Raw genomic sequence first — 22,033 nt, forward strand, 5'->3', positions numbered from 1 at the left:
TAGTGTGCTCCGCGAATATAAAATTATAACCAACGGATGATTGTACTTAACGTGTGACTTTCACCCGGTGCAAGTTGCACGGCATCATCCATTACGTTACAAGCTTCTAAGCACAACATCTTGTGGTATTCATCATCATTAAAGTTGCTTAAACGCTGTGACTTTTCAATCCATGGGTTCCAAAGCACACAAGAAGTTGAGTTTTCACGTTTTACTTCAATAATGCCCGCAGGCGTGTTGATAGTTTGCACTGGGCTTGCTTGGGTGTATACCATATCGGTTTCGCGGGCAAAGCCAACCACTTCGGTTTGCTCAAATGGACCTTCACCAAATTCGATATATTTCGCGCCTTGTAGCCCGTCTACCGTGGTATTACTGACTTCTGGCGTTGGGAAGTACGTATGTAAGGCTTGCGTTAACGTAAATGGCGCATCACCAGTATTGATATTGGTCAGTCGCACCTCAAGCTTGTCTGATAACACAAACTCGACCTCTAATTGTGATGTGTGTGGCCAGTATTGCGCTTCAACTAAGGTCATCGGTAGTGTGAGTTTAACGGTAATTTCATCGCTTTTTTCTTCAACGCTGTGTGCGCGCCAAAGTAGCTTGCGAGCAACCCCATGAATTGGCCAATCCGCTTTGCTATGTACGCCAAACCAAGGCCAACAGATTGGAATACCACCGCGTACTGGTTTGCCTTCAAGGTAATCTTCCGCCTCAGAAACCCAAATTAAATTGCCTTTTCCTGCTGGTGTAAACTCGGTAAGTTGCGCGCCCTGTAAAAAGATCTTCGCTTGGCAAAATGCACTGTCGACCCAAATATACTCAAGTCCGGACTCGGTGCGCTCGATTGAAACTGAAGGTGATAATTCCATGGTGATTCCTACGTCAACTCAATGATATGCCTACCTTACCACTTAAATACTACGAGTAAACTGTTATCCATCCAATTTGAAAGTTATTCAATTATACCAATGCGGTAGCACCGTGAGAGTCTTGCTCTCACGGTTTATGGAACTTGAGGATTGAGTTAAAGCTATACTTTAAATTTGCCCACCAGCTCTGTGAGCGTGCTCGACAATGAATGTAATCTCACGCCATTTTGATTGGTATTCACAGCGATATCACTCACGCTATCCGCAGCATTTTTAATTTCCACCACGTTGCGATTAATGTCTTCAGCAACATGTTGCTGCTCTTCAGCTGCGGTGGCGATTTGCGTGTTAAGGTCGCTAATATTGACAATCGCTTGGGTTATTTCACTAAATTGTTGTTGCGCTGAGTTTGTCAGTTCAACCGTTTGCTCCGTACGCGTTAGGCTGCGCTTCATTTCTCCCGACACCATTTCTGTCATTTTTCTAAGCTTATCAAGCTGAGAGGCAATTTCTTCCGTCGATTCAGAGGTACGCTGTGACAACGCGCGTACTTCATCAGCCACAACAGCAAAACCACGGCCATGTTCACCTGCGCGTGCCGCCTCTATTGCCGCATTTAACGCTAAAAGATTGGTTTGTTCTGCTATGCCTCGGATCACGCTGAGTATCGACATAATATTTTCGCTTTCGGTGTCGAGCTGCATGATATCTGCGGTTGCCTTATTGATCACTTCGGATAATGTTGTGACGCTCTCGACAGACTCTGTGATCACCCTTTGGCCCAACTCAGATGCTTGCTGAGTTTGTCCGGCTAGCTCAGCCGCATTGGCGCAGCTTGCCGCCACTTCGTTTGCGGTTGCCGCCATCTCATTAATTGCGGTGGCAGCCATTTCAAGCGCTTGCTGTTGTTGACTGGTAGCGCCGGTGAGCTGATCAGACTGCGAAGCGGTTTGTCGTGAGGTTTCATTAACTTGCTGCGCACACTCGTTGATTTGCGTCACCAACTCAGCAATGAGATTTAAAAACAAATTAAAGCTCGTCGCCAGTTTGCCTGTTTCATCCTGAGCTTTAATGTCTAAACGCTGCGTTAAATCACCACCGCCTTGTGAAATTTCAGTTAAGCCATCACTCACTTCTACAATGGGCGCTGAAATTAACTTAGAAATATAACTTGCCAGTAACAGGAACACGGTGATCAGGACGGCACTTAAAATCAATATCGTCAGCGTCATCGCATTGGCTGCAGCCATTACCTCACCTTTTTCAACTAAACCAATAAACTTCCAGCCTAATTTGGGTGCTGTATAGATGTTGGCAAAGTAGTCTTGCCCGTTAATTTCGAGCTCAAATAGCCCATCTTTATTTTGAGCCAATTCGCGATAGCGGCCGTTCGCAATGTCTGCCAACTTTTTAAATCTATGTTCGGAGAACTTGGCATCGACCAGCACATTTCCGGTGTCTTCCACTAGCATTAAATAGCCGGTCTCGCCCAATTTGATATTACGGATGATTTTGGTCAACCCTTGTAGTGACACATCCATACCTTGGACACCCACGGTTTGACCATTGGCAGTTATCGCTTTTACCGTCGACACAATCACCATATCATCCGGCGCCCAATAATAGGCGCTGGTGCGGATCGTCTCGCCATTTCCTGATTGTCCCGTTTGATACCAAGGACGCTGCCTAGGGTCGTAGTTTGCATTCACTTCACCTAGAGGCCATTGAATATAACCACCTTGCTGATTTCCCATGTAGATATAGGCAATGCCGGGGTGCGTGTTACCAAAGTGCTCAAATAACGAATATGCTGCTTGCTCTGTTTTACTTCCTGCTTTCGAATTAAGTCGAGTGGTGCTGGTTGAATCCATATAAGTTTTCACGTCTTGCTGCGCACTCAAGACTTGTGCATGGGTTGCTAAATAGTCTACGTTTTTTGCAATTTCATCAAAAAACATCTGAATACCATTCTCAACCTGTAGCGCCTCTCGATCACTGAGCTCCGAGAAGGTCTCTATTCCCTGCTGCCGAGTTTGACTGATAATAAGCCCCGCGATGATTAACAAAGGAAGCGCGATTGCCGTTGCGAAAGACAGCTTTAATTTTTGCGATATATTCATGAATAAACACCATTTCACAGATAGTAAAAATATAGTGAGGGATAGGCTATTGGGCAAGAATGACATACAAATGTGATCACTTGTTCGCCTTATATTCATCTTAGATATGGTTAAATGTTGGGTAACTTTGAGGTCGGATAGGCCACAGTGTTACTATGGATAATTCAATCAAGGGCCATAAAATTTATCTGCTTTCTGCAATGATAGCTTTGGTGGTCTACAATTTGTAAGAGGTTTTGCGCTCAACCATTTAACAACGGGACAACTATGTTAAAACTTTCAACCATCTCACTCGGATTAGGTCTAGCACTTTGCTCTAATTCAGTGCTTGCCGAAAACTCAGAAATTGATGCGTTAAAGCGCCAATTGGCTGAACTTCAGAAGAAACTCACGCAGCTAGAACAAAAAGAGCAGGCGCGAGCACAACAGGAAAAAATCGCAAAGGCTGAAAAAGCCGAAGCAAAAGCTGAAACTAAAACTCAAGTTGCAGCAGCTGAAACAAAACCGGCCATCAAAGTCGGCGGCGCGATCAGAACAAACTACAGCCATACGTCTTATGACGATGACAACAAGAACCGTGGCGGCGATTTTGACTTCGATATTTTCAGATTGAACTTCTCTGGCAATGTCGGAGGCTTTGGCTTAAATGCTGAAATCCGCTTTTTCGACTATATGACTGCGGTAAAATACGCTTACCTAGACTATGACTTTGCCGATCATTGGCAAGCTCAGGTTGGTATGACTAAAGTACCTTTTGGTAACTCACCTTACAATTCGCACAACTGGTTCTTTAACACTACCTATTATATTGGTCTTGAAGACGACCACGACATGGGGGTGGTATTTAAACGTAAAGTGGCGGACAACTGGCAGCTTGATCTTGGCTTTTTCAAAAATGATGAGCTAGGTGGTGTCGATGGTTACGTGGATGACCGCAGCGATCGCTACTCTTATGACGTGGTAGGTTTCCGTAAAGCGGGCGATGGCGTTTATGACGACCCTACGCAACCAATCGGCGAATACAACACCTTTGTTGGTCGTTACGCGTATCATATTGAACACAACGGTGGCACAACTGAAATTGGCGTCTCTGGTCTTGCCGGTGGCCTTCACGATGGTAATGACCGAGCAGGTGATTACAACGCGTGGGCACTGCATTTAAATAGTAACATTGGCCCTTGGAACTTACAGCTACAACACGGTGAGTACCAGTACGATATTGATGACGTAAACCGTATGGCGGTAGGTGCTTATGCGTTTTATGATTCCATCGCAGCAGAAGCCACCATGTCGAACTTTAATGTAGCGTACAACCTGCCAGTTGAGTTCGGTCCAATTACCGATCTGCAATTTTATAACGACTTCGGTATTATTTACGACAAATCCGATAACACCGAAGACACTTGGATGAATGTCACTGGTGTGTCACTCGCTGCGGGTGCATTCTTCACCTATGTTGATTTAGTTCACGCGAAAAATCAGCCATTTATTGGTGGTTCAATCGCCGGCGATAGTGACGAAAGCGAGCGTCGCTTCAATATTAACTTCGGTTATTACTTTTAATCTAAGGGATTAATCTTAGGTATTAAATGAAAAAGGCGATGCACAAGTTGATGCATCGCCTTTTTATTTCCTTGTTTTCTGTAATACCAATAAGACCTACGTTAGTTTGTGGCTGCCCTCCAACCAAGGCGCTCCGCTTCAGCGGCAGCAAATTGAGGTAAGTCTGCGGCAATAAATTGTTTGTGCAGTATTTGCACACCAAGTAAATGATTGATCACGGCATCTAGTTGCACTTTGAGTGAATCATCGGCGTCTGGCGATTCATGTAACTCAAATAGCGCATTTACCGCTTCAAAGTCTAATAAACCTGCGGCTTCTACCGCTTGTCTAGACAAGTATTTATCAGCCAGCACCCGCATTGCCGCCCATTTTTTCTTATCCGAGTGCGCCGGTGGTGCCATAAAAGCAAACTTTTCTCGTTCATACAGTACTTCTGGCAGCAGCCCTTTCATCGCTTCACGTAACACATACTTTTCTTTACGATCCTTAATGCGATATTGCGGGGGAATGGTAAAGGCAAACTCTGCGAGGTGATGATCCAAAAAGGCAGGCCTTGCCTCCATCGAATTGGCCATGTCGACCCTATCACCGCCCCAAGTTAATATTTGTCCCTCAAGCATGGTTTTAATCCATACATACTGGGCTTTATCGAGTGGATGGCGGGACTCTAACATGGCATTATCTAAAGTCTCAGCGATTGCTTTGCCTGCGTCATAACCCGTGAGTAGCTCTCTGTGTTCGGCGGCAACGAGTTGATGGGCAAAGTGACTGCACGACAGCCAAGGCTGTAAACAGCTCGGCGTAAAGCCTACAACTTCGTCTAATGCCGCACTGTCGTATTGCTCACGCGACAACATCGCCCCCTTAAATAATTTATTGCTGTCTTCCAGCATGGTTTGCCACTGGGCTTTTTCGGTGTCATCAAGTTCATCTAAGCCATATAAAAACAGGTCTTTTCTAAATGCAGGATAACCCGCAAAAAGCTCATCGGAGCCCTCCCCAGTCATCACAACTTTATAATTAGACTCGTTAACTTGCTGACTCATCAAATACTTAGCAACACCAAGCGTGTTATAAATAGTTCGCTCGGTATGCCATAAGGTTCGCTCAAAATGGCCATATAGCTCGTCACCGCTTAACGACATAATATGATGATCGGCCTTGGTGGCTTGTGCCATCTGTTTTGCAATCGGCGTTTCATCGTACTCTGCACTATCAAAGCCTATGGTAAAGGCCTTAATTGGTGCTTGTGCTGCGGCCGAAGACAGACCCAAAATAGCACATGAGTCTATGCCACCACTTAAGTAACAACCTACCGGGACGTCTGCGGTGAGTCTCAACTGCACCGCTTCTAGCAGCTGTTTGCGCACGCCATCAATGTAATATTCTTCATCTTTGCTGTTCAAATACGATTGCGCCGTTGGAAAGTTAACATCCCAATAAGGCCTATCTTCAATGCTAAAACCTTGTTCGCTTCTGGTGATGCTAACAACATGCCCAGGTTTGATTTGATGTACATTCGCAAACGCCGTGCTGCCGGGTACCATGACTTGGATCAGTTGATGAAATAGACCTTCACTTGAGAATCGGCGCTTAACGTTAGGATTGGCAAACAGCACCTTCAGTTCTGAGCCAAACACAATTTCGTCTTCTGTTTGGGTGTAGTACAAAGGTTTAATACCAAAGCGGTCTCTCACCAAGTGCAACGTATCGGTTTGTTGGTCATACAACGCAAACGCAAACTCACCGCGCAAATGTGTCAGCATCTCATCGAGGCCAAGCTGCTGATATAAGTGCATAGCAATTTCTGAGTCGCTCTTACTTTGGAACCTTGCCCCTTTTGCTACTAGCTCAGCTCGGATCCGCGCGTAATCGTAAAACTCGCCATTGTGCGCCAACATTAGGCGCTTATCAGAACTAATAAAGGGCTGTCGCCCTCGTTGCTCGTCGAGGTCGATTATCGACAGTCTGGCGTGACTAAATCCCACGCCAGCCATTTGTTTATAGCCAAAACCATCAGGACCACGATGATGTTGAATGGCTGCCATGTTTACCAATAATTGATTATCTATTTGTGTTTGCGCTTGCGTTGAAAAAATACCAGCAATTCCGCACATAATATCTCCCTAAATCACATCCATCACAGTACTGGCGCGCTGCACCATACAGGTCAATAAGGCTTGGCGTAAAAAGACGGCACCACGTGCCTGACTAAAATACCAATTGTGTGGCGTGGCATCTAAACTGGTGCACAGCTCTTCACCTCGAGCCAAAGGATGAAGCACTATCGCATCAGGCTTAAAGGGGGAATCTGCGCTCAATTTAAACGACTTTCCATAGGTTTCGAAGCTTTCACCAACCCATGCAATGGAGTTGATATACACCACATCAAGCTCAGGTAAAACGGCGTTCAAGTCATGGCCGATAGACACCTTAACCCCCGCCTCCTCTAGCTGGGCTAATTGCTCGCTTGACACTGCGTCCTCGACACTCTCGTCGTAGAGCAGGTATATTTCGTCCACAATGCGCGGAAAATGCGTAAACATTTTCAACAGGCTACGCACCGTACGCATTTGGCTCGGCACGCCAATCACGCCAATTTTTATAGGGCTAAAGGCTTCGCTGTCAGGGAGTAATAACGACGGCCGCCATTTGAAGATAGTGTAGAGATCAGACATTGCTTGTGTTGGGTGCTCATCAATGCCATTACCAGCATTGATAATTGGAATGCGTAGACTGTGGATCATCTCTTCAATAGACTCCACTGAGGTGTCACGTAAGACGACACAATCGCCATAATTATTGAACATCTCGGCGACATCCTGCAGCGACTCCCCTTTCGCAATGCCCGTAGAGGAGCGATCAGTGATCGACATAATATCGCCCCCTAAGCGGTGCCATGCACTTTCAAACGACAGACGGGTGCGGGTGCTGGGTTCATAAAACGCACTGATCAAAATTTTGCCACTAAGCGGCGAGCTGAACCTTGCAGGGTTACTTTCATATTTCGCGGCGAGGCGAAACAACTGGATCAGCACGTCTCGGTCAAGGTGGTCGACACTGATAATGTGCTTATTCTCCAAACAATGCAGCCTGTCACCGTCTTCTTGTATCGCTCTGAGTAATGCTTTGGGATGTGCATCCCCGTAAACATCCGGCTGCGCTCGATTAAACTCTACTTGCTGCGCACTTACCATAACTGCCTCTTTTTAAAATCAATAAGGAACATAACGACAAGGACAACAGGACATAAACAACTGAGCACTATGGCCAGCCAAATTAAACTAGAAAATGCGCCCAATGAGATCATACATCCTCCACTTTGCTTTGCGTGCCCAACGCTTGCCAATGGAATGATTGCTGACTAAAACGCCAAGCAATCACACAAATTAATAACGACACCGCACAAGAAACTAATGCGGCGACATAAAAACCAATATAAAAATACCCAATCAAACCTGATAGCGTGCCAAGCAACATAGCCCAGCCAGCGCTATTTCCCGTCATTCGCGCAAAGTACAAACCAAATACGATAGGCCAAATAGTGCTGGCGACGAAGGCGCCAGCGAAGTTCAACAAGGCGCCCAGTGTGGCGATTTTTGGTAAACACAAGAGCCAAGTCACCACACCGAGTATGACAATAATCCACTTAGCACTTTTTAAGCGTTCGCTATCGCTTGCCTTTGGTTTGATGTATTGCAGGTAAATATCTTGATTGATGAGATCTGACGTTGCGGCAAGCAAGGAGTCCAAACTCGATGCCAGCGCGGAGAACACCACAATGAACAGAATGATCGAGCCGGTATAGCCGAGCACTTGGCTTGCAACCAAGGGTCCCACCATATCGGCGCTAGCGGGATACAAACCTAAACTCGGCGCTGCCAGCGCAATAAATCCAGTCACGATGGGGATCGGTAGCCACAGTAGACCTGCGATAAAATACGCCTTTTTGCCCACTCCACCTTTAAATGCAAACGCCCTTGACCACCATACGTTGCTGTGAAAAATCTCTCCTAAACCAAAAAAGATATTGTTGAACAAAAACATCACAGCAGCAGGAAAAAGCAGGTCGAGTAGTTTAGGATGGTCACTACTGAGTTTTTGATGAATTGGTTCAAGCCCAACATTCATCGCCACGACAATGGCAATTCCGACGACACCTACCAAAATAATAATGGCCTGTAGAAAGTCCGTGGCGATCACCGCTTTTAGACCGCCAAACAGAGTGTAGACCACACACATCAGCAGAATAATTGACATACCAAGGTGATAATCTAAGCCACTTAGGGTGTGTAGCAAAATGCCACCGGCCATGCCTAAGCTAACGAGCCAACTCATGGCATACACGAAAGAGATCAGCAAAAAGACCCACCAAGAGAAACGCCCAAACCGCAACCGCATAAAGTCGCCACTGGTGTAGCCGTGGGGCAGTAAAGTTTTGATGCGTTGGCTAAGCGGCGCAAATAGCAGCAATCCGAATGCGGCACAGGCGTAGCCAATCATGCCCCAAATACCAAACTGATAAGTGAGCTGTGGCGCAACTAAAGTGGTGTTACTGGTGACCCAAGTTGCCATCGCAGTGGCGCAAGCAAAGGCCAACCCAACATTTCTACCGGCCAGCGCAAATTCATTATGCGACTGTACGCGCCTGCCAATCCACCAGCCAAAAAATACCCATAGCAAAGCAAACGCCAGGGCGAGACCGAGCGCCAATGAAGCATTTATCATACGCTTTCCTTATCGTGCGTTTGCTTATTACCCACCACAATCATCCCTACAAGCAGCACAAATAAGCACAAGCCCAATACAAACAGTGCAAGCGCCAGCGTTAACTGATGATGTTTGACTGTAAATGAGACCGACGTTTGTACCGAGTTAGCAGAAGGGCTATCTAAGGTTGCGAGATAATCACCATCGGCCAAGCCACTAATGGTTACCGCTTGTTGAGTCGGCTGAAGCGAAAGGGAGAGGGAGTAAGGTTCTGAAAGATGTTGAATGGATAGCTGTGTTGATTGCTGTAGAGGCGGACCTGTACGCTCAATATGTAGCGTAATAAACCCAGCAGTCACGACCTCATCGCTCACCCTCAGCGAGGCGGCAAGCCCATTAAAGCTCGCAGCAAGTAAGACCAAGGTTACTACTCGGGCGATCCACATCCTCATAATCCCTAACTGCGGTTATCCAAGCCTGAATTCGCCGCAAGTTTTGCTATCCACATTATTCTAGTAGTAACAAAGACTAGCCCAAGGATCAAATTTGTCTAGTAAACCGTCACCCAATTTTATTTTCACTTTACATTTATTCTTTTGTTTTTATTGATCTTTTTTGAACACATTGCAGCAGTAAATTACTCCCAGCTTCAACATCATGCCAATGACTCCATTCGTCTGGCGCATGGCTAACGCCGTTGAGTGATGGAATAAATATCAGCCCCGTGGGACACACTTCTGAAAAAAACTGGCTATCGTGACCAGCACCACTTGGCATGATTTGATAATTCAATGACAAGGCCTCTGCCTGTTGACTAATAAATTCCACCATCTCAGGTGTGCATTTCATTGGAGACAACCAACTCACCTGCTCGTATTCAAACATTAAATGGTGTTTTCGAGCGATAGCTGAAAGCGCTTTACGACAGGCAATTTCAAGATTCTCCATCACCGTTTCATCCATATCACGCGCGACGATGGTGAAATCCACCTCTCCAGCAATCGTATGTGCAAAACCCGGCTTTAATTCTGCCTTACCGACGGTGATCCTCGTGGTATCTGTGCCGTCCTCTGCAATAATGCGATCTAACTGGTAGGCAAAGTCAGCCAGCCCCATAAAGGCGTCGCTGCGCATCTCCATGGGGGCTGTGCCTGCGTGGTCAGCCTTCCCAATTAATTTAACCATCCATTTAAATACCCCTGAAATTCCTTCCACCACACCAATTTGAATGCCTTTTTGATCAAGCACAGGTCCTTGCTCTATATGTAATTCAAAAAAACTATTTATTTGCTCAGGCTCTAGCCTTGCATTCAGTGCATCCATGGGATCTAACCCTTGCGCACGCATGGCATCGCTAAGCATACAGCCATCCGCATCATGACTTGTGAGTAATTGGTGAGGCGTTAACTTTCCTGTGAGCGCTTGTGCCCCGATCATGCCACCAAAACGCCCTTCTTCTTCACTGGTACCGATGACCCAAATCGGCCTATCCAATTGCACATTGTGCTCTTTTAAAATACGAATACACTCAAACCCCGCAATGACGCCTAGGGTGCCATCAAACATGCCACCTGCTGGTACACTATCGAGATGAGAGCCAATGATCACCGCGGGTTTTGCTGCAATATCCGGGCTGGTCATTTCAATAATCACATTGCCAGCGCCATCCATACGACTCACAAACCCTTCGCTTTGTGCGCATTCCATCAGCCATTTACGCGCTGCAAAATCCTCATTGCTAAAACCTTGACGATAAATTCCCTTATCCTCATGGTTATAGCCGAACTCCGCGAGCGCAAATAAGGTAGACTTAAGACGTTCTAAATTTACTTGCATACTTTGCCCCTCAACGTTTCAGTCGCACCACTTCCCTGTATTTAACCTGAGATCAGATTCGCTATTTTAAACACTGACGTCCGACTGATAATCTCTTTGCTTTAGCTTAGTTGAAAATTCGCGAATTTCAGCCGCTGTGATATGCTTTTAATAATTGGCTTCTGGTTAACAATGTTGGCTCAGGTCATCGTGATGCGCTGTCAGTTCAGCACTCCCGAAATATGAGGATGCCTATGCGTAAAAAAATCCCCTTATTCAATCGTTGTTTTTGGCTTCATGTTGCTGGCATCGTCTTTGTTGGTCTCGGCTTTATCGGCATGGCACTGCCTGTTATGCCTACCACCATCTTTTTTATTCTCGCTCTCGCTTGCTTTACCCGCTCTTCTCCCAAGCTAGAAAATTGGCTGCTCACCCACCCCAAATTTGGCCCGAGTCTGGTTGCATGGCGGCAACATCAGGTGATCCCCATAAAAGGCAAGATTGGCGCTGCGGTTGGCATGAGTGTTGGTTTCCTGGCTTTGAGTTTCAGTAGCGCGCCTATTTGGGTAGTGTGGTCTGTCGCGATAACTGAGGCTGCCGTACTCAGCTATATTTTTACACGTCCATCAGTCATCCCCGTGGATGTAAAACAGCCTCACTTATAACAAAATAAATACCTCTCTACTAATTAGCTAAACGCTTTAAAAGCATCATCCAGCGGAGTATGCGCGATATGATTCACGTAGTTACTCATCACTTTTTGACTTAGCGCTAAGATAATTTCCAGCAGATTTTGTTTAGTATAACCTGCGGCAAAAAACGCTTTCGTTTGTGCATCGCTCAACTTGCCACGCTCGCGCAGCATTTCAAGTGTTGTGGCACGCAGCACTTCTAGTTTCTCATCGCCAAGTGGTGCTTGCTCACGCAGTGCTTTGACCAATTCATCACTTACTTTCATTGATTTTGCGATGGCAGAGTGAGCTGGCACACAGTAGTGACATTCATGTTCTACATTAATCGCTTGCCACACCACGGTTTTTTCATCGTTATTAAACGAGCTATTTAAAAAAGCCTCATGTAACACTTGATAGCCATGCAGATGCTCTGGTGATTCCGCCATCACACCATGAAGATTCGGAATACGTCCAAACGCTTGCAGGGATTTCTCAAGTAATGGTTTACCTTTTTGTGGTGCAGTTTCTACAGTATGGATTGTAAAGTCAGTCATCAGTTGCTCCTCTTGGTGCATTTTGTATTGGTATAACCTGAGCTCTAACTAACCTCAGGGTAACTACTCATTGGCTGCTAGATTAACCTTACTTGAATGATCGTTCAAATAACTATTCGCTATAGTAAACACAATAACTATCTAAATTAATATGAAATTTATTTAGCTGCTGACTGGTCGGGTCAAGCCAGCAGCGTTGGGATCAAAAGTAAATTTTGTTCTCAGCGTAATCGATAATTAGCTTATCGTCGTTGAAATTACTTAAACCCAGCAGGATAAACGGCTCATCTTTATATCCAAGCACCTCAAACACTGGCATATCCGATAAGTGACTTTCGGTATTGATGATTTCCTTGCCTCCCAATCTAAAACGCAGTGATTCTATGGCCACCTTTTTAGTCGCTTGGTCGTTTAACCCGCGGCTGATGTCTTCTTCTCCCAGCGTTAATGCCAGTTTATTGGCCAAGTGTGAGTTGATGTAGTTGGTTGGGGCGCCAGTATCAAGCACGGCGTCTACCTCTTCGCCATTAAAACTTGCTGTTAGCTTGATGAAATTGTTATCTATTTTAAAACTTTCACTCTCTAAGCCTTGTGTCACACTACTTGGGCAAGCCCCTTGATACAAACTCAGCTCATTATTTTTAAAATCAAACACATTACAATATTGCGACATATATCCATGCCCCAAAATTCCTGGCAAGACACCTTCCACATCTAAGCGGGTCATATCTTTAAATACATATGGAAGCGACTCTGCTGCTAAGTGACCGACGCTGGTGTGGTCTATCGTTGCCAATACTAGCTCTGAGCTGCCACTTGCGCCTTGCACGTCCATTTTGCTTAGCTTGTCTTCAGGCAAGGCTAGTGCTGCTTTCAGATTAACCGGTAAAATACCAACATTCGCAGCACTATCTAGAATCATAGGATGGGTAACCGTATGGTTAAGCGTTGCCATCACATAGGCATGACCTTTCTCGGTATATTTCATTGGTAAGGTTAGCGATTGTGGCGCGGTAGACGCGGTGCTCCCACAGCCAACGGTGGTAAATGCCAATGCTGATAAAATAATTGCTCTCATAATCTTGCTCTCAAACTGTTGATGTCGTTGTTGAGCTAACTATGCCGAGCAATTGTCAAGCAATTATCAAGTTAGTCGAGAAAACCGAAGTGAAAAGCTAGCGCCTTGATTTTCAGTACTGGTCGCGGTCAATGTCGCGCCCATCAGTTCAGCAAGTTGACGGCAAATTGGTAAGCCGAGCCCCAAACTGGATGTATCATGGCGTGATGCCTGCACTCGGTAAAAACGTTCAAATACTTGTGTTAATTGAGTAGGAGACATACCCTGCCCGCGGTCAGTGACCGTGATAACCAGTTCATTGTCCTGATAATGTAGATGTAGCATCACAATGCCGCCATCAGCGCCGTATTTAAACGCATTATCGAGTAGATTCACCACTATCTGTCTGACTCTTCCAGCATCGAGTGTCACCGTTACGCCCGCTTGAATATCCGCTGTCAACGCCACACCTTGCTCCTCTGCTTGCGCTTGATAACGCACCAAAAGCGAAGTCATCAACTCAGAGACATTCACCTGTGCAGGTGACAAAGTCAGCTGCTTTGACTCGGTTAATGATAATAAACACAAGTCGTCGATAATACGGTTAACGTTGTGAACGTCTTGGGTTATCACCGCTAACTGAGCCTTATCCATCGGGACTATACCGTCTTCCATCGCCTCCAAGCGCGAACGAATGCCGTTAAGTGGTGTTCTAAGCTCATGAGATAAGTCGGAATTCATTTGTTTATACTGCTGATGCAAACCTTGTAGCCAAGCAGCAAGATTATTGAAGCTACTAATGATTTCACCCACTTCATCATGGCGTTTTAGCGCTAAGCGGGTGTCTAACTCGCCCGATTCTATCGCCTTAAAGCTACGTTTGAGCTGTTTAAGTGGCGACAAAAAGTACCATGAACCCAACCAAGCCAGTAATGCTGCAATAATCGATAAGATGACCAAAGTAAGCATAAAATCGTCCAGCATAGCTTGCTGCAGCGCTTCCTTTTCAAACGACCTATCTAGCAATACCTCAGGTAACCAAAACAACTCACCATGTGGTGATAACGCATATTGCGCCTCATTAAATTGCACCACAAACGCCGCGACACCGGGATGATGGATAGCAAATTGATGACCGGATTTGACATGTTCGTAGTCTATGGTGAGCTCGGGGCTGAGGATTTTTACATCCGCTGTTGAGTTAGCATCTCGCCAAATAAATAACTGCTCAGGAAAGGTTGATGCTAAAAACGTTAACGTCGCTTCTGGGCTCGCAAAGGTTTTGCCAGTCAATGCTTCTTCCACTAAGTCATCATCAAGCAATGAATCACCAAACGTCACCGCACTTTGCTTATTAAATGCTAAAAAAGTGCGCTCGGCTGAGTTTTTAGATAGCTGATAGAAGCTCCCGAGTAGCGCAAAGGTACAAAGCGCCACGAGTAAGGTAAATTTGGTTTTTAGCTTCATGAAGACACCTTACGCGCGATAAATTGATAGCCTTGCCCGTAACGAGTGGCGATAAACTTGGGCTCAGCCTTACGGTCACCTAGTTTTTTACGCAAGTTAGCCAAGTGAGTATCGACTGCCCGATCCGTAATAGGCGCATCACTTCCCCATACTTGTTCGATTAATTGCGCGCGGCTAAATACTTGTTGCGGCTGCTTGGCCATAGTCAGTAATAACTCGAACTCCACAGCCGTTAACACTGGTGTTTGCTGTGTTACCGTCACCGATTTGCTCTCAAGATTGATACTTAAGCCATCAAACAACAAAGCGGCACTCTGCTGACCGCGATAGCTACGTTTACATAGTGCTTTTGCTCGTGAGATCACTTCTCGTGGGCTGTAAGGCTTACATACATAATCGTCCGCACCAAGCTCAAACCCTTCAAGACGATCGGTTTCAGATACTTTGGCGGTCACCATAATGGTAGGAATGTTGCGCGCAACGGCGTTTTTTAGTAGCTCACGACCATCACCGCCGGGTAGCATGACATCTAAAATAGCGAGTTGAAATGTTAGGTTTTGCAGTGCCCTATGGGCATCTGGGGCGTTATCGAAATGGACAACCTGCATATCCGCTTGTGCCAGATATAAACGTAAGATCTCGGCACTGCTTGGGTCATCTTCTACATATAAAACTCTATATTGGTCAGACATAGGGAGGCGCTTTTTGTACTGATTGTAATTATTAGCTGTACAATTGTGAAGCACAAAAGTCGCGATGGCTGGAACCTATCGCGACCAAAAAATAATTGAGAACAACAATGGAATCTAACTAATTTGCGCGCTGATCAAAGCTCTGATCTCACTCAAAGTGGTTTCCTTTAGTAATTTTCCATCTTCAAACACCACTTCTAACAAGCCTTGCTTTTCTTCTTCCTCGGTCACATTGTCCTTGCAGATCAACTCACCGTTTACGCGTTCTACTTTGAGCAGTCCCTTTGCTGAGCGCTTTTTGCTGTCGGTTTTTGGCTCTTTAAAAATTGCCACACGCTGGTTGTTTTTAACCACACTAGTTGCTTTTACCGCAGAGCCATGGGTATCGCGAGTGACATATTGGTAGCTGTATGAGCCAATGCCTAGCACCACTTTGGACGCAAATCCTTTGTCCATCAGTCGCTGTAGAATTTGATGCTGACGCTCAAGGGTAATTGCATCGCCATATATTGCGCCGATATGCTCATCTAGCAATTTAAAGCCTTTATCAGTCACAGTGCCACCAAAGGTATCCCAAAGACATTCAATCAGTCCTTTTACTTCACACTCCTGCAGCTGCGTTGAGTGTGGTTCAACTGAATAGTAATTTCCCTGCCAACGATACGCTTCAAAGCCATCTGTCATCGCCATTTCTTGCGCTTGCTGCTGAGAGTCAACCAACTCGCTATACTCTGATACTGGTGAGACACAATACCCAGTCAGGATTTTCACCGGATCTCCGGAGTCTGGACGGATCACCACAGTGCCATCACGCGCCATGATCTCTGCTTTTAATTCTGGTAAATACTCGGTGACTAGCTTCCAAAAATCCCAAGTATCAGAGACCACACTGAGGATCCCGGTCGGTGACTGCTCACGCATCAAATATTGGAAAAACTCGATTTCACCTTCTTGGATCCAAGAACAGGTTACAGAGTGCTCGGTTGCATCTACTGAGCAACCGACCAGCTCTTTGTCGACATCTGCGCCATAGTACTTTTCAGCAAATAGTACCGCAGGGATAGTATCCGTCCCTACAAGACCTGACGCGAGGTGACCAAAACCACTCATAGCCGCAGCGTGCTTACCAAACATACCGCGAAAGCTAAAATCATGACCCTGAAACGGCACGAACTCCTGAGGTAAACCAGTTTTTTGAGCAAATTCTCGGAACACTTTTAAATATGCAACCGAGGTGGTAGCGCTCGTTTGGATTGGCCAGTTTTCGCAGCTTAATACCGTCTCAATCATATTGGTTAGCCATTCAAATCCAGGCTTGGTATTGACCACAGTGATGGGCGGCACCTGATACGGCACTAAAGTCCCCTCTGGCAGCGCTTTAATCCTCAGCGGTAAATAGCCTAAGTCGTGTAGCGCCTCGAGGTAACCTACATCCACCGGATAGCCCAACATTGCTGTCATGATCCGTCTATGATTTGCCACTGCGGTGTGCTTGTCTGCTGCGAAAAAGTCTTGCCACTCTTTTTGTAAGTAACTTTTGATAAAATACTGCAGCCCCACAAAAGCCACTTTATCGTTATTTGCAACATTGCTTAGTTTGCCGCTGCGCGAGGTAAAGTTTGCATAAACCTCTGTCACTTCAGGGTGATATGCGCGGCTGTGAAATTCTTTGTATACGTCTTTTTGCATACTTGCTGCGGTAATTGTCATGGCTATATTCCTTATAATTCAATCATGTTGAGTTGCACATCGTGGTGTTCGACCAAGTCGCCTTGATCACGGCACGAATTAGTCGTGTAAACGGTATCTATCAGTCCACTAAAAACGCCTAATCCTTGAGAGAAAATACCGTGTGTTACGTAAAGCGCAATTGAGTTAGCGCCTTGTGCTTTTAGTACCTTAGCAAGCTCAGTGAAGGTTCTACCACCATCGCAAATATCATCAACGATCAGTAAATCTTTACCTTTTACCTCACCAAGTACCTGCGTTTGTACAATTTCACCCGTTTTAAGATTACGTACTTTTTGTGCTTGAATAACCTCAACCTCACCACCAAAATGCTGCGCAATTTTCAGTGTTTTTTTACTCGCTCCAGCGTCTGGTGAAACTAAACTGAGTGCACCGCACTGCAACTGTTGCTGTAAAGCCGGACACTGCGATATCAATGTCGTTTGCTCAACATTCTCCACTCGCTCAAGGAGTGCAGGTACAACGTCGCTATGTGCATCCCACACGGTGACTTTGTCTAGCGCCAGTTGATTGATAAGTGACGCCATCACTTTTGCACCTAGCGCCTCACCCGTTACGCATACTCTGTCTTGGCGCGCGTAGGGGAAATAGGGTAACACTAATTCTATCGGCGTCCGCGCCAAACAAAGTCGCTTCAATGCATCCACCGCCATCAGTAAACGCATGATATGAGAAGAATTGGTTACTCTGGCTGTGATTTGAACTTTTTCGCAATCACGGAAATCAAATGCCTTGAAACGAATATGCTCTTCCCCACCAGAGAAGGTAAATGCTTCATATTGAACATCTTTTTTGTTTCCAGAGAATTCATAACTCGTGACTTTCATAACCTTTCCTTAATAATGTCCCTAAGACACAAATAAGGTATCAAACATTTTTTGATCAATCAACAACTTTATGTCTAAAAGACATTTAATGTTTATTTTTAACATAGGGATATTCAGTATATTTGCCATACTGGCTACAATTGTTTATTGTGTCTAAAAGACACAAATTAAAAATCTCATGAGCCCTGATTACGATTTAACCCAATACCAAAACCCACTGTTCACGGTAGACAGCGTGTTATTTACAATTTTGCAGGACAGCTTAAAAGTGCTGCTGGTGAAACGCGCTAACGCTCCCTTTAAAGGCCGCTGGGGATTACCTGGAGGGTTTGTTGATGTTGAGCTGGATGACAACACGGATATGAGCGCGCTGCGTAAGATCAAAGAGAAAACCAGTGTTGCCCCACAATATCTAGAGCAACTTCAGGCTTTTTCTGGGATCAACCGTGATCCGCGAGGCTTTAGTGTCACCTTGGTTTATTACGCCTTGATTTCACCTCAGCAAGTGGCAACGCAAATTGACTCGGTAGATGATGTGAGATGGGTAGATCTTAGCGAGATCCCAGATCTCGCCGTGGCTTTTGATCATAAACACATTATTGAAAAGGCCAAGGCACGGCTGCAGCAAAAGGCGTTATATTCCATGATCCCGGTTTATTGTTTGCCAGATCAATTTACCATTGGACAACTCAAAACCGCCATCGAAGCCATTATCGCCAAACCCATTCAGCGCAAGAGCTTAGTAAGACGTATCGAAGCCTCAAACATGTTTGAAGCACTGGATGAAAAGGTCAAGTCAGGGGGACGTTTAGCACAGCTCTATAAGCTAAAGCCTGATGTCGATATCGTGCATTTTGAGCGAAATCTGAGCTTAGGATAAAATGCGATTTTGCGGTGTTCATTACAGAGTTATCACTGCCCCTTGCAGATAATCAAGCTCCTGACACCGCTTTTGCAGTAACTCAATAAAATCTCTGGTGTAAGTCGGTGGAGTTCGTTGATTTGGCCAAAGCGCGTAGATGTTGCGAGTAAATTGGCAGTCACCGATATAGCTAAATGCGGTTTGAGATTGCGCTGCCAACACTGCAATTTCTGTCATCGGCAATACGCCAGCACCGTTAGCCGAGCCTACCAATTTACGCACTAAGGTAATATCACCCACATAAGAGACGTGGCTAAACTGCACCAGCAGTGCTCGCCACGCTTCGGTTGCGGGCAGTTGCGATGCTTTAAAGGGCAAAAACAGGGTTTGTGTAGTCGCAATTTCCGTGGCGACCACCGCTCTTACCGCGATTTCCCCCAGCCGTTTTTGATAGACGCTTGAATCATCCAACTCCCCAACTCGCACGGTTAAATCAAATCGCTTTTGGCTGAGTAAGGCCACACTATTGGCAGGCTCCACATGCAATTGGATCTCAGGATGCTGGGCCTGAAACGATTGCAGCGCATTATACAAAGGACCAATCATTAAGTTTTGCGGACATAACAGATGGAAAGTGGACGCTTCTAGTGTTGATAGCGCCTCACTTTGCGCTTGCAAGGCGAGCAAAGACTCCGCCATTTTATCCACCACCGCCTGACCATGATTCGTTAATGTAAGTCCTCTGGCGCTACGCAGTAAGAGCGGATAACCGAGTTTTTCTTCCAGCGCTAACATCCGCTTAGATAAGGTCGGCGCGCCTATGCCAAGGTCTTCTGCCGCCTTGGCAAAACTTCCTCGGCGGCTTACCTCAACAAAGAGTCTTAAGTCATCTAGCATGGTTATCTCCGCAATCTTAGCTTTCCATTTTTGCCATTCTGATCGGCTGGCAATTCCCTACAATCATACCAACAGCCAGAGGAGGAAACATGCAAAAACTCATTTTTACATTACTGCTGTCATTGTGCCTGTCGTTTATGGTGTCTGGATGGGTTACGTACATCAATTTGGGATTAGTGGCGGACTTTACCACGCGATGGGCACATGCCTTTGCCAATGCTTGGCCGGCCTCTTTCATCGCCGCCTATGTTTTATCAGCCCCAGTTACCGCCGTTACTAAACGCATTATGGAGAAATATCATGGCCAACAGCCACAATAACGTCAACTTTATCGCCCATATCACGCCTAAAACCGAGCACTATCAAGATTGTATTAACGCAATCCAAGAGATCTTGCCAGCCACTCGAGCAGAAGCAGGATGTTTGCGCTTTGAACTTTATGAAAGTGAAAGCCGCACCCAGCTTACCTTAGTTGAGCGCTTCGTCGATCAAGCCGCGTTCGATTTTCATCATCAGCAAGCTTACACCAAACAGGTATTTACACTGTATCAAGGATGGTTGGCAAAAGCGGTGGATATTATTGCCATCAAACCGCTTTAATTTGCACTTTTAACAAGTTAAGCGCTTCTTCACAAGCAATGATAGAAGCGTTTTAAAGCGCTACGTTAGCGAGGCACTTTGCAGCACAGTGGAGTTATTGAAAAAGCCGTTGCGTTATCGAACAAGTTCGGATGTAATTGCTGAACAAATATACACCACCACAGTCACTAAGGAACGTAAATGGCTACTGGAAGTCAGGGAATAAAATCACACTTTTTGCACACATCTACTATTTCCTTGTTAGCCGTGACCCTGTGGCTTTGTAACACACTCAGCACCAACCTAAACTACGGCTACCTGATGATATTTTTTGCAACTTTCCCTATTGCCTACTTCCTAAAATTAGACCATTTTCTAGCCACCTTTTTATCATGGTTATTGATTCTCTTAGCGGATAAATTCCTCAGTATCCATATGCTGCTGCCGCAAAAAGCTTATGATGGATTAATATTTATAGTCTTAAACGCATTAATATTGAGCGCACCTGTGCTCATTCTAAAAGTATCTATGTGTGTATTTCCGCGCCTCCGCCCTATATTCCACAAACAAAATCCTAAAAACCACCACACAAAATAATTGTATTTGGCGTATCGAGAATGAAGTATAGCTATGTCTGACAGTGGGTCTACCGTCATTTCTTTAAGGTATATAAGTTTTATATAAAAGCGCTTAAAATTTATACATATAACCTTAATACTCTCATTGATATTGGTAAAAGTGGTATGAGGGAGTATGACCAACAACACTAGTGCAGTTGCTCCTTGGCTAGGCTATACAACACAAGAATATAAACTGGTGCAACGATTGTTAAATGCAAAGAAAGGGAACGTTTTAGGCTTCGAAATTTTGGATGATGTTCAGGAGCAGTCCGACAAAAGAACTGTTCTTGAGCAAGATAAAATTAGCATAGCTCGTAGGATAGCGCTCTGCCACTATTCACACTTCTATATTGGCTACTTGTCAGCTATCAAAATTAGCTGACAAGTAAAGCTAATCTCACTGAACGGTGGCTAAAACGCCCCCTTTTGCCAAAGCACTTGCCCTTGTTCGCCAATCACCTGTATCCGATGCGCTTCTGTCACCGATGGCCACTCCAACCTTTTCAGCTGCTGGGCTATCACTTCATCTGGGACGACTCGTGCTCTTGCTCGGTTATTTTGCCGAAGTTGTACTTCACCTTGTTGAAATACAACTAACGTCACGAGCGCACCGTAGTCACACCCTAAATCGCAAAGTATCTTACGAAAATCTTTTCGCAGGTTTGTCGCATCCCACACAACATTTTCCTTTGCTGCTAATGCTTTTTTCAGCTTTTGCTTGGCGGCTTGTAGAACCTGACCACGGTTTTTTTGACTCGTGGAACGACCATTAATCTCGCCTCTTAGTTCATCCAAAGAGACCAGTGTAAATCCTTGAAGATGCTTTGCTATCCAACTGGATTTACCGCTTATATGGACTCCTCCAATTGTACAAGCCATTTTTAGCATTATTGGTGTGATTGCGTGCTTATATCCGGGCTCTTGATGAGGTGCTACCTCGGCCTCTTTGATGTATTCGCGCCCTTGTGCCTT

22 protein-coding genes are annotated in these 22,033 nt (G+C 45.4%); 7 read left to right on the plus strand and 15 right to left on the minus strand.

Annotated elements, in window-relative coordinates; all coding sequences use genetic code 11:
• Nucleotides 1-23: 23 nt before the first annotated feature.
• Together MHN30_RS16380 and MHN30_RS16385 are read right to left on the minus strand one after the other, a co-directional pair.
• Complete coding sequence (locus MHN30_RS16380; RefSeq protein ID WP_130165156.1) at nt 24-875, minus strand: D-hexose-6-phosphate mutarotase; 852 nt, start codon at nt 873-875, stop codon at nt 24-26.
• Nucleotides 876-1,036: 161 nt separating this feature from the next.
• Nucleotides 1,037-2,995, minus strand: a complete 1,959-nt coding sequence (locus MHN30_RS16385) for a methyl-accepting chemotaxis protein (RefSeq protein WP_039493319.1) — start codon at nt 2,993-2,995, stop codon at nt 1,037-1,039.
• Between the two features lie 267 nt (nt 2,996-3,262).
• On the opposite strand from MHN30_RS16385, the gene MHN30_RS16390 reads away from it, so the two are divergent.
• Nucleotides 3,263-4,558 (plus strand): porin, encoded by a 1,296-nt coding sequence (locus tag MHN30_RS16390; protein WP_069021179.1) that lies wholly within the window; start codon nt 3,263-3,265, stop codon nt 4,556-4,558.
• A 101-nt stretch (nt 4,559-4,659) separates the two neighbouring features.
• Here MHN30_RS16390 and asnB read toward each other — a convergent pair whose 3' ends face one another.
• The 5 genes from asnB to MHN30_RS16415 all read right to left on the minus strand — a co-directional run bounded on the left by asnB (nt 4,660) and on the right by MHN30_RS16415 (nt 11,104).
• Nucleotides 4,660-6,675: an asparagine synthase (glutamine-hydrolyzing) gene (asnB, locus tag MHN30_RS16395; protein WP_239360358.1), complete on the minus strand. Its 2,016-nt coding sequence runs from the start codon at nt 6,673-6,675 to the stop codon at nt 4,660-4,662.
• A gap of 9 nt (nt 6,676-6,684) precedes the next feature.
• Nucleotides 6,685-7,755, minus strand: coding sequence for an aspartate carbamoyltransferase (locus tag MHN30_RS16400; RefSeq protein WP_239360360.1), 1,071 nt, complete (start codon nt 7,753-7,755; stop codon nt 6,685-6,687).
• A gap of 109 nt (nt 7,756-7,864) precedes the next feature.
• Nucleotides 7,865-9,286: a sodium:solute symporter family protein gene (locus MHN30_RS16405; RefSeq protein WP_069021176.1), complete on the minus strand. Its 1,422-nt coding sequence runs from the start codon at nt 9,284-9,286 to the stop codon at nt 7,865-7,867.
• Complete coding sequence (locus MHN30_RS16410) at nt 9,283-9,714, minus strand: hypothetical protein (RefSeq protein WP_239360362.1); 432 nt, start codon at nt 9,712-9,714, stop codon at nt 9,283-9,285. Before MHN30_RS16410 ends, MHN30_RS16405 begins: the two co-directional genes overlap by 4 nt.
• 142 nt (nt 9,715-9,856) lie before the next feature.
• The gene (locus tag MHN30_RS16415; RefSeq protein WP_239360364.1) at nt 9,857-11,104 is read right to left on the minus strand and encodes a Zn-dependent hydrolase; all 1,248 of its coding nucleotides are present in this window, start codon (nt 11,102-11,104) and stop codon (nt 9,857-9,859) included.
• A 233-nt stretch (nt 11,105-11,337) separates the two neighbouring features.
• On the opposite strand from MHN30_RS16415, the gene MHN30_RS16420 reads away from it, so the two are divergent.
• Nucleotides 11,338-11,748, plus strand: a complete 411-nt coding sequence (locus MHN30_RS16420; protein ID WP_130165161.1) for a YbaN family protein — start codon at nt 11,338-11,340, stop codon at nt 11,746-11,748.
• 23 nt (nt 11,749-11,771) lie between these two features.
• On the opposite strand, the gene MHN30_RS16425 is transcribed toward MHN30_RS16420, so the two are convergent.
• The 6 genes from MHN30_RS16425 to prs all read right to left on the minus strand — a co-directional run bounded on the left by MHN30_RS16425 (nt 11,772) and on the right by prs (nt 18,103).
• Nucleotides 11,772-12,311 carry a carboxymuconolactone decarboxylase family protein gene (locus MHN30_RS16425; RefSeq protein ID WP_239360366.1) on the minus strand — a complete coding sequence of 180 codons (540 nt, stop codon included), beginning with the start codon at nt 12,309-12,311 and terminating at the stop codon, nt 11,772-11,774.
• 202 nt (nt 12,312-12,513) lie between these two features.
• Nucleotides 12,514-13,389 carry a retropepsin-like aspartic protease gene (locus MHN30_RS16430; protein ID WP_239360368.1) on the minus strand — a complete coding sequence of 292 codons (876 nt, stop codon included), beginning with the start codon at nt 13,387-13,389 and terminating at the stop codon, nt 12,514-12,516.
• Between the two features lie 66 nt (nt 13,390-13,455).
• Nucleotides 13,456-14,835, minus strand: a complete 1,380-nt coding sequence (locus MHN30_RS16435) for a HAMP domain-containing sensor histidine kinase (RefSeq protein WP_239360370.1) — start codon at nt 14,833-14,835, stop codon at nt 13,456-13,458.
• The gene (locus MHN30_RS16440; RefSeq protein ID WP_239360372.1) at nt 14,832-15,527 is read right to left on the minus strand and encodes a response regulator transcription factor; all 696 of its coding nucleotides are present in this window, start codon (nt 15,525-15,527) and stop codon (nt 14,832-14,834) included. Before MHN30_RS16440 ends, MHN30_RS16435 begins: the two co-directional genes overlap by 4 nt.
• Nucleotides 15,528-15,641: 114 nt before the next feature.
• Complete coding sequence (locus MHN30_RS16445; protein ID WP_239360374.1) at nt 15,642-17,237, minus strand: nicotinate phosphoribosyltransferase; 1,596 nt, start codon at nt 17,235-17,237, stop codon at nt 15,642-15,644.
• Between the two features lie 11 nt (nt 17,238-17,248).
• On the minus strand, nt 17,249-18,103 hold the full coding sequence (prs, locus tag MHN30_RS16450; RefSeq protein ID WP_130165167.1) for a ribose-phosphate diphosphokinase: 855 nt from the start codon (nt 18,101-18,103) through the stop codon (nt 17,249-17,251).
• A 178-nt stretch (nt 18,104-18,281) separates the two neighbouring features.
• On the opposite strand from prs, the gene MHN30_RS16455 reads away from it, so the two are divergent.
• Nucleotides 18,282-18,983: an NUDIX domain-containing protein gene (locus MHN30_RS16455; RefSeq protein ID WP_010376576.1), complete on the plus strand. Its 702-nt coding sequence runs from the start codon at nt 18,282-18,284 to the stop codon at nt 18,981-18,983.
• A gap of 21 nt (nt 18,984-19,004) precedes the next feature.
• Here MHN30_RS16455 and MHN30_RS16460 read toward each other — a convergent pair whose 3' ends face one another.
• Nucleotides 19,005-19,862 (minus strand): LysR family transcriptional regulator, encoded by an 858-nt coding sequence (locus MHN30_RS16460; protein ID WP_239360376.1) that lies wholly within the window; start codon nt 19,860-19,862, stop codon nt 19,005-19,007.
• A gap of 89 nt (nt 19,863-19,951) precedes the next feature.
• Here MHN30_RS16460 and MHN30_RS16465 point away from each other — a divergent pair, with 89 nt between their 5' ends.
• From MHN30_RS16465 to MHN30_RS16480, 4 genes are all read left to right on the plus strand, one after another.
• Nucleotides 19,952-20,182: a DUF2798 domain-containing protein gene (locus MHN30_RS16465; RefSeq protein WP_010606951.1), complete on the plus strand. Its 231-nt coding sequence runs from the start codon at nt 19,952-19,954 to the stop codon at nt 20,180-20,182.
• Nucleotides 20,163-20,462, plus strand: a complete 300-nt coding sequence (locus MHN30_RS16470) for an antibiotic biosynthesis monooxygenase (RefSeq protein WP_239360378.1) — start codon at nt 20,163-20,165, stop codon at nt 20,460-20,462. The genes MHN30_RS16465 and MHN30_RS16470 overlap by 20 nt, the downstream gene beginning before the upstream one ends.
• 180 nt (nt 20,463-20,642) lie before the next feature.
• A complete protein-coding gene (locus MHN30_RS16475; protein WP_130165171.1) occupies nt 20,643-21,038 on the plus strand; it encodes a hypothetical protein in 396 nt (131 codons plus the stop codon).
• Between the two features lie 156 nt (nt 21,039-21,194).
• The gene (locus MHN30_RS16480) at nt 21,195-21,443 is read left to right on the plus strand and encodes a hypothetical protein (protein WP_130165172.1); all 249 of its coding nucleotides are present in this window, start codon (nt 21,195-21,197) and stop codon (nt 21,441-21,443) included.
• Between the two features lie 29 nt (nt 21,444-21,472).
• Here MHN30_RS16480 and MHN30_RS16485 read toward each other — a convergent pair.
• Nucleotides 21,473-22,033, minus strand: a 561-nt coding sequence (locus MHN30_RS16485) for an AAA family ATPase (RefSeq protein WP_239360380.1), incomplete at its 5' end; no start/stop codon positions are given.

Source organism: Pseudoalteromonas sp. OF7H-1, from assembly GCF_022347825.1.
Classification (GTDB): domain Bacteria; phylum Pseudomonadota; class Gammaproteobacteria; order Enterobacterales; family Alteromonadaceae; genus Pseudoalteromonas; species Pseudoalteromonas maricaloris.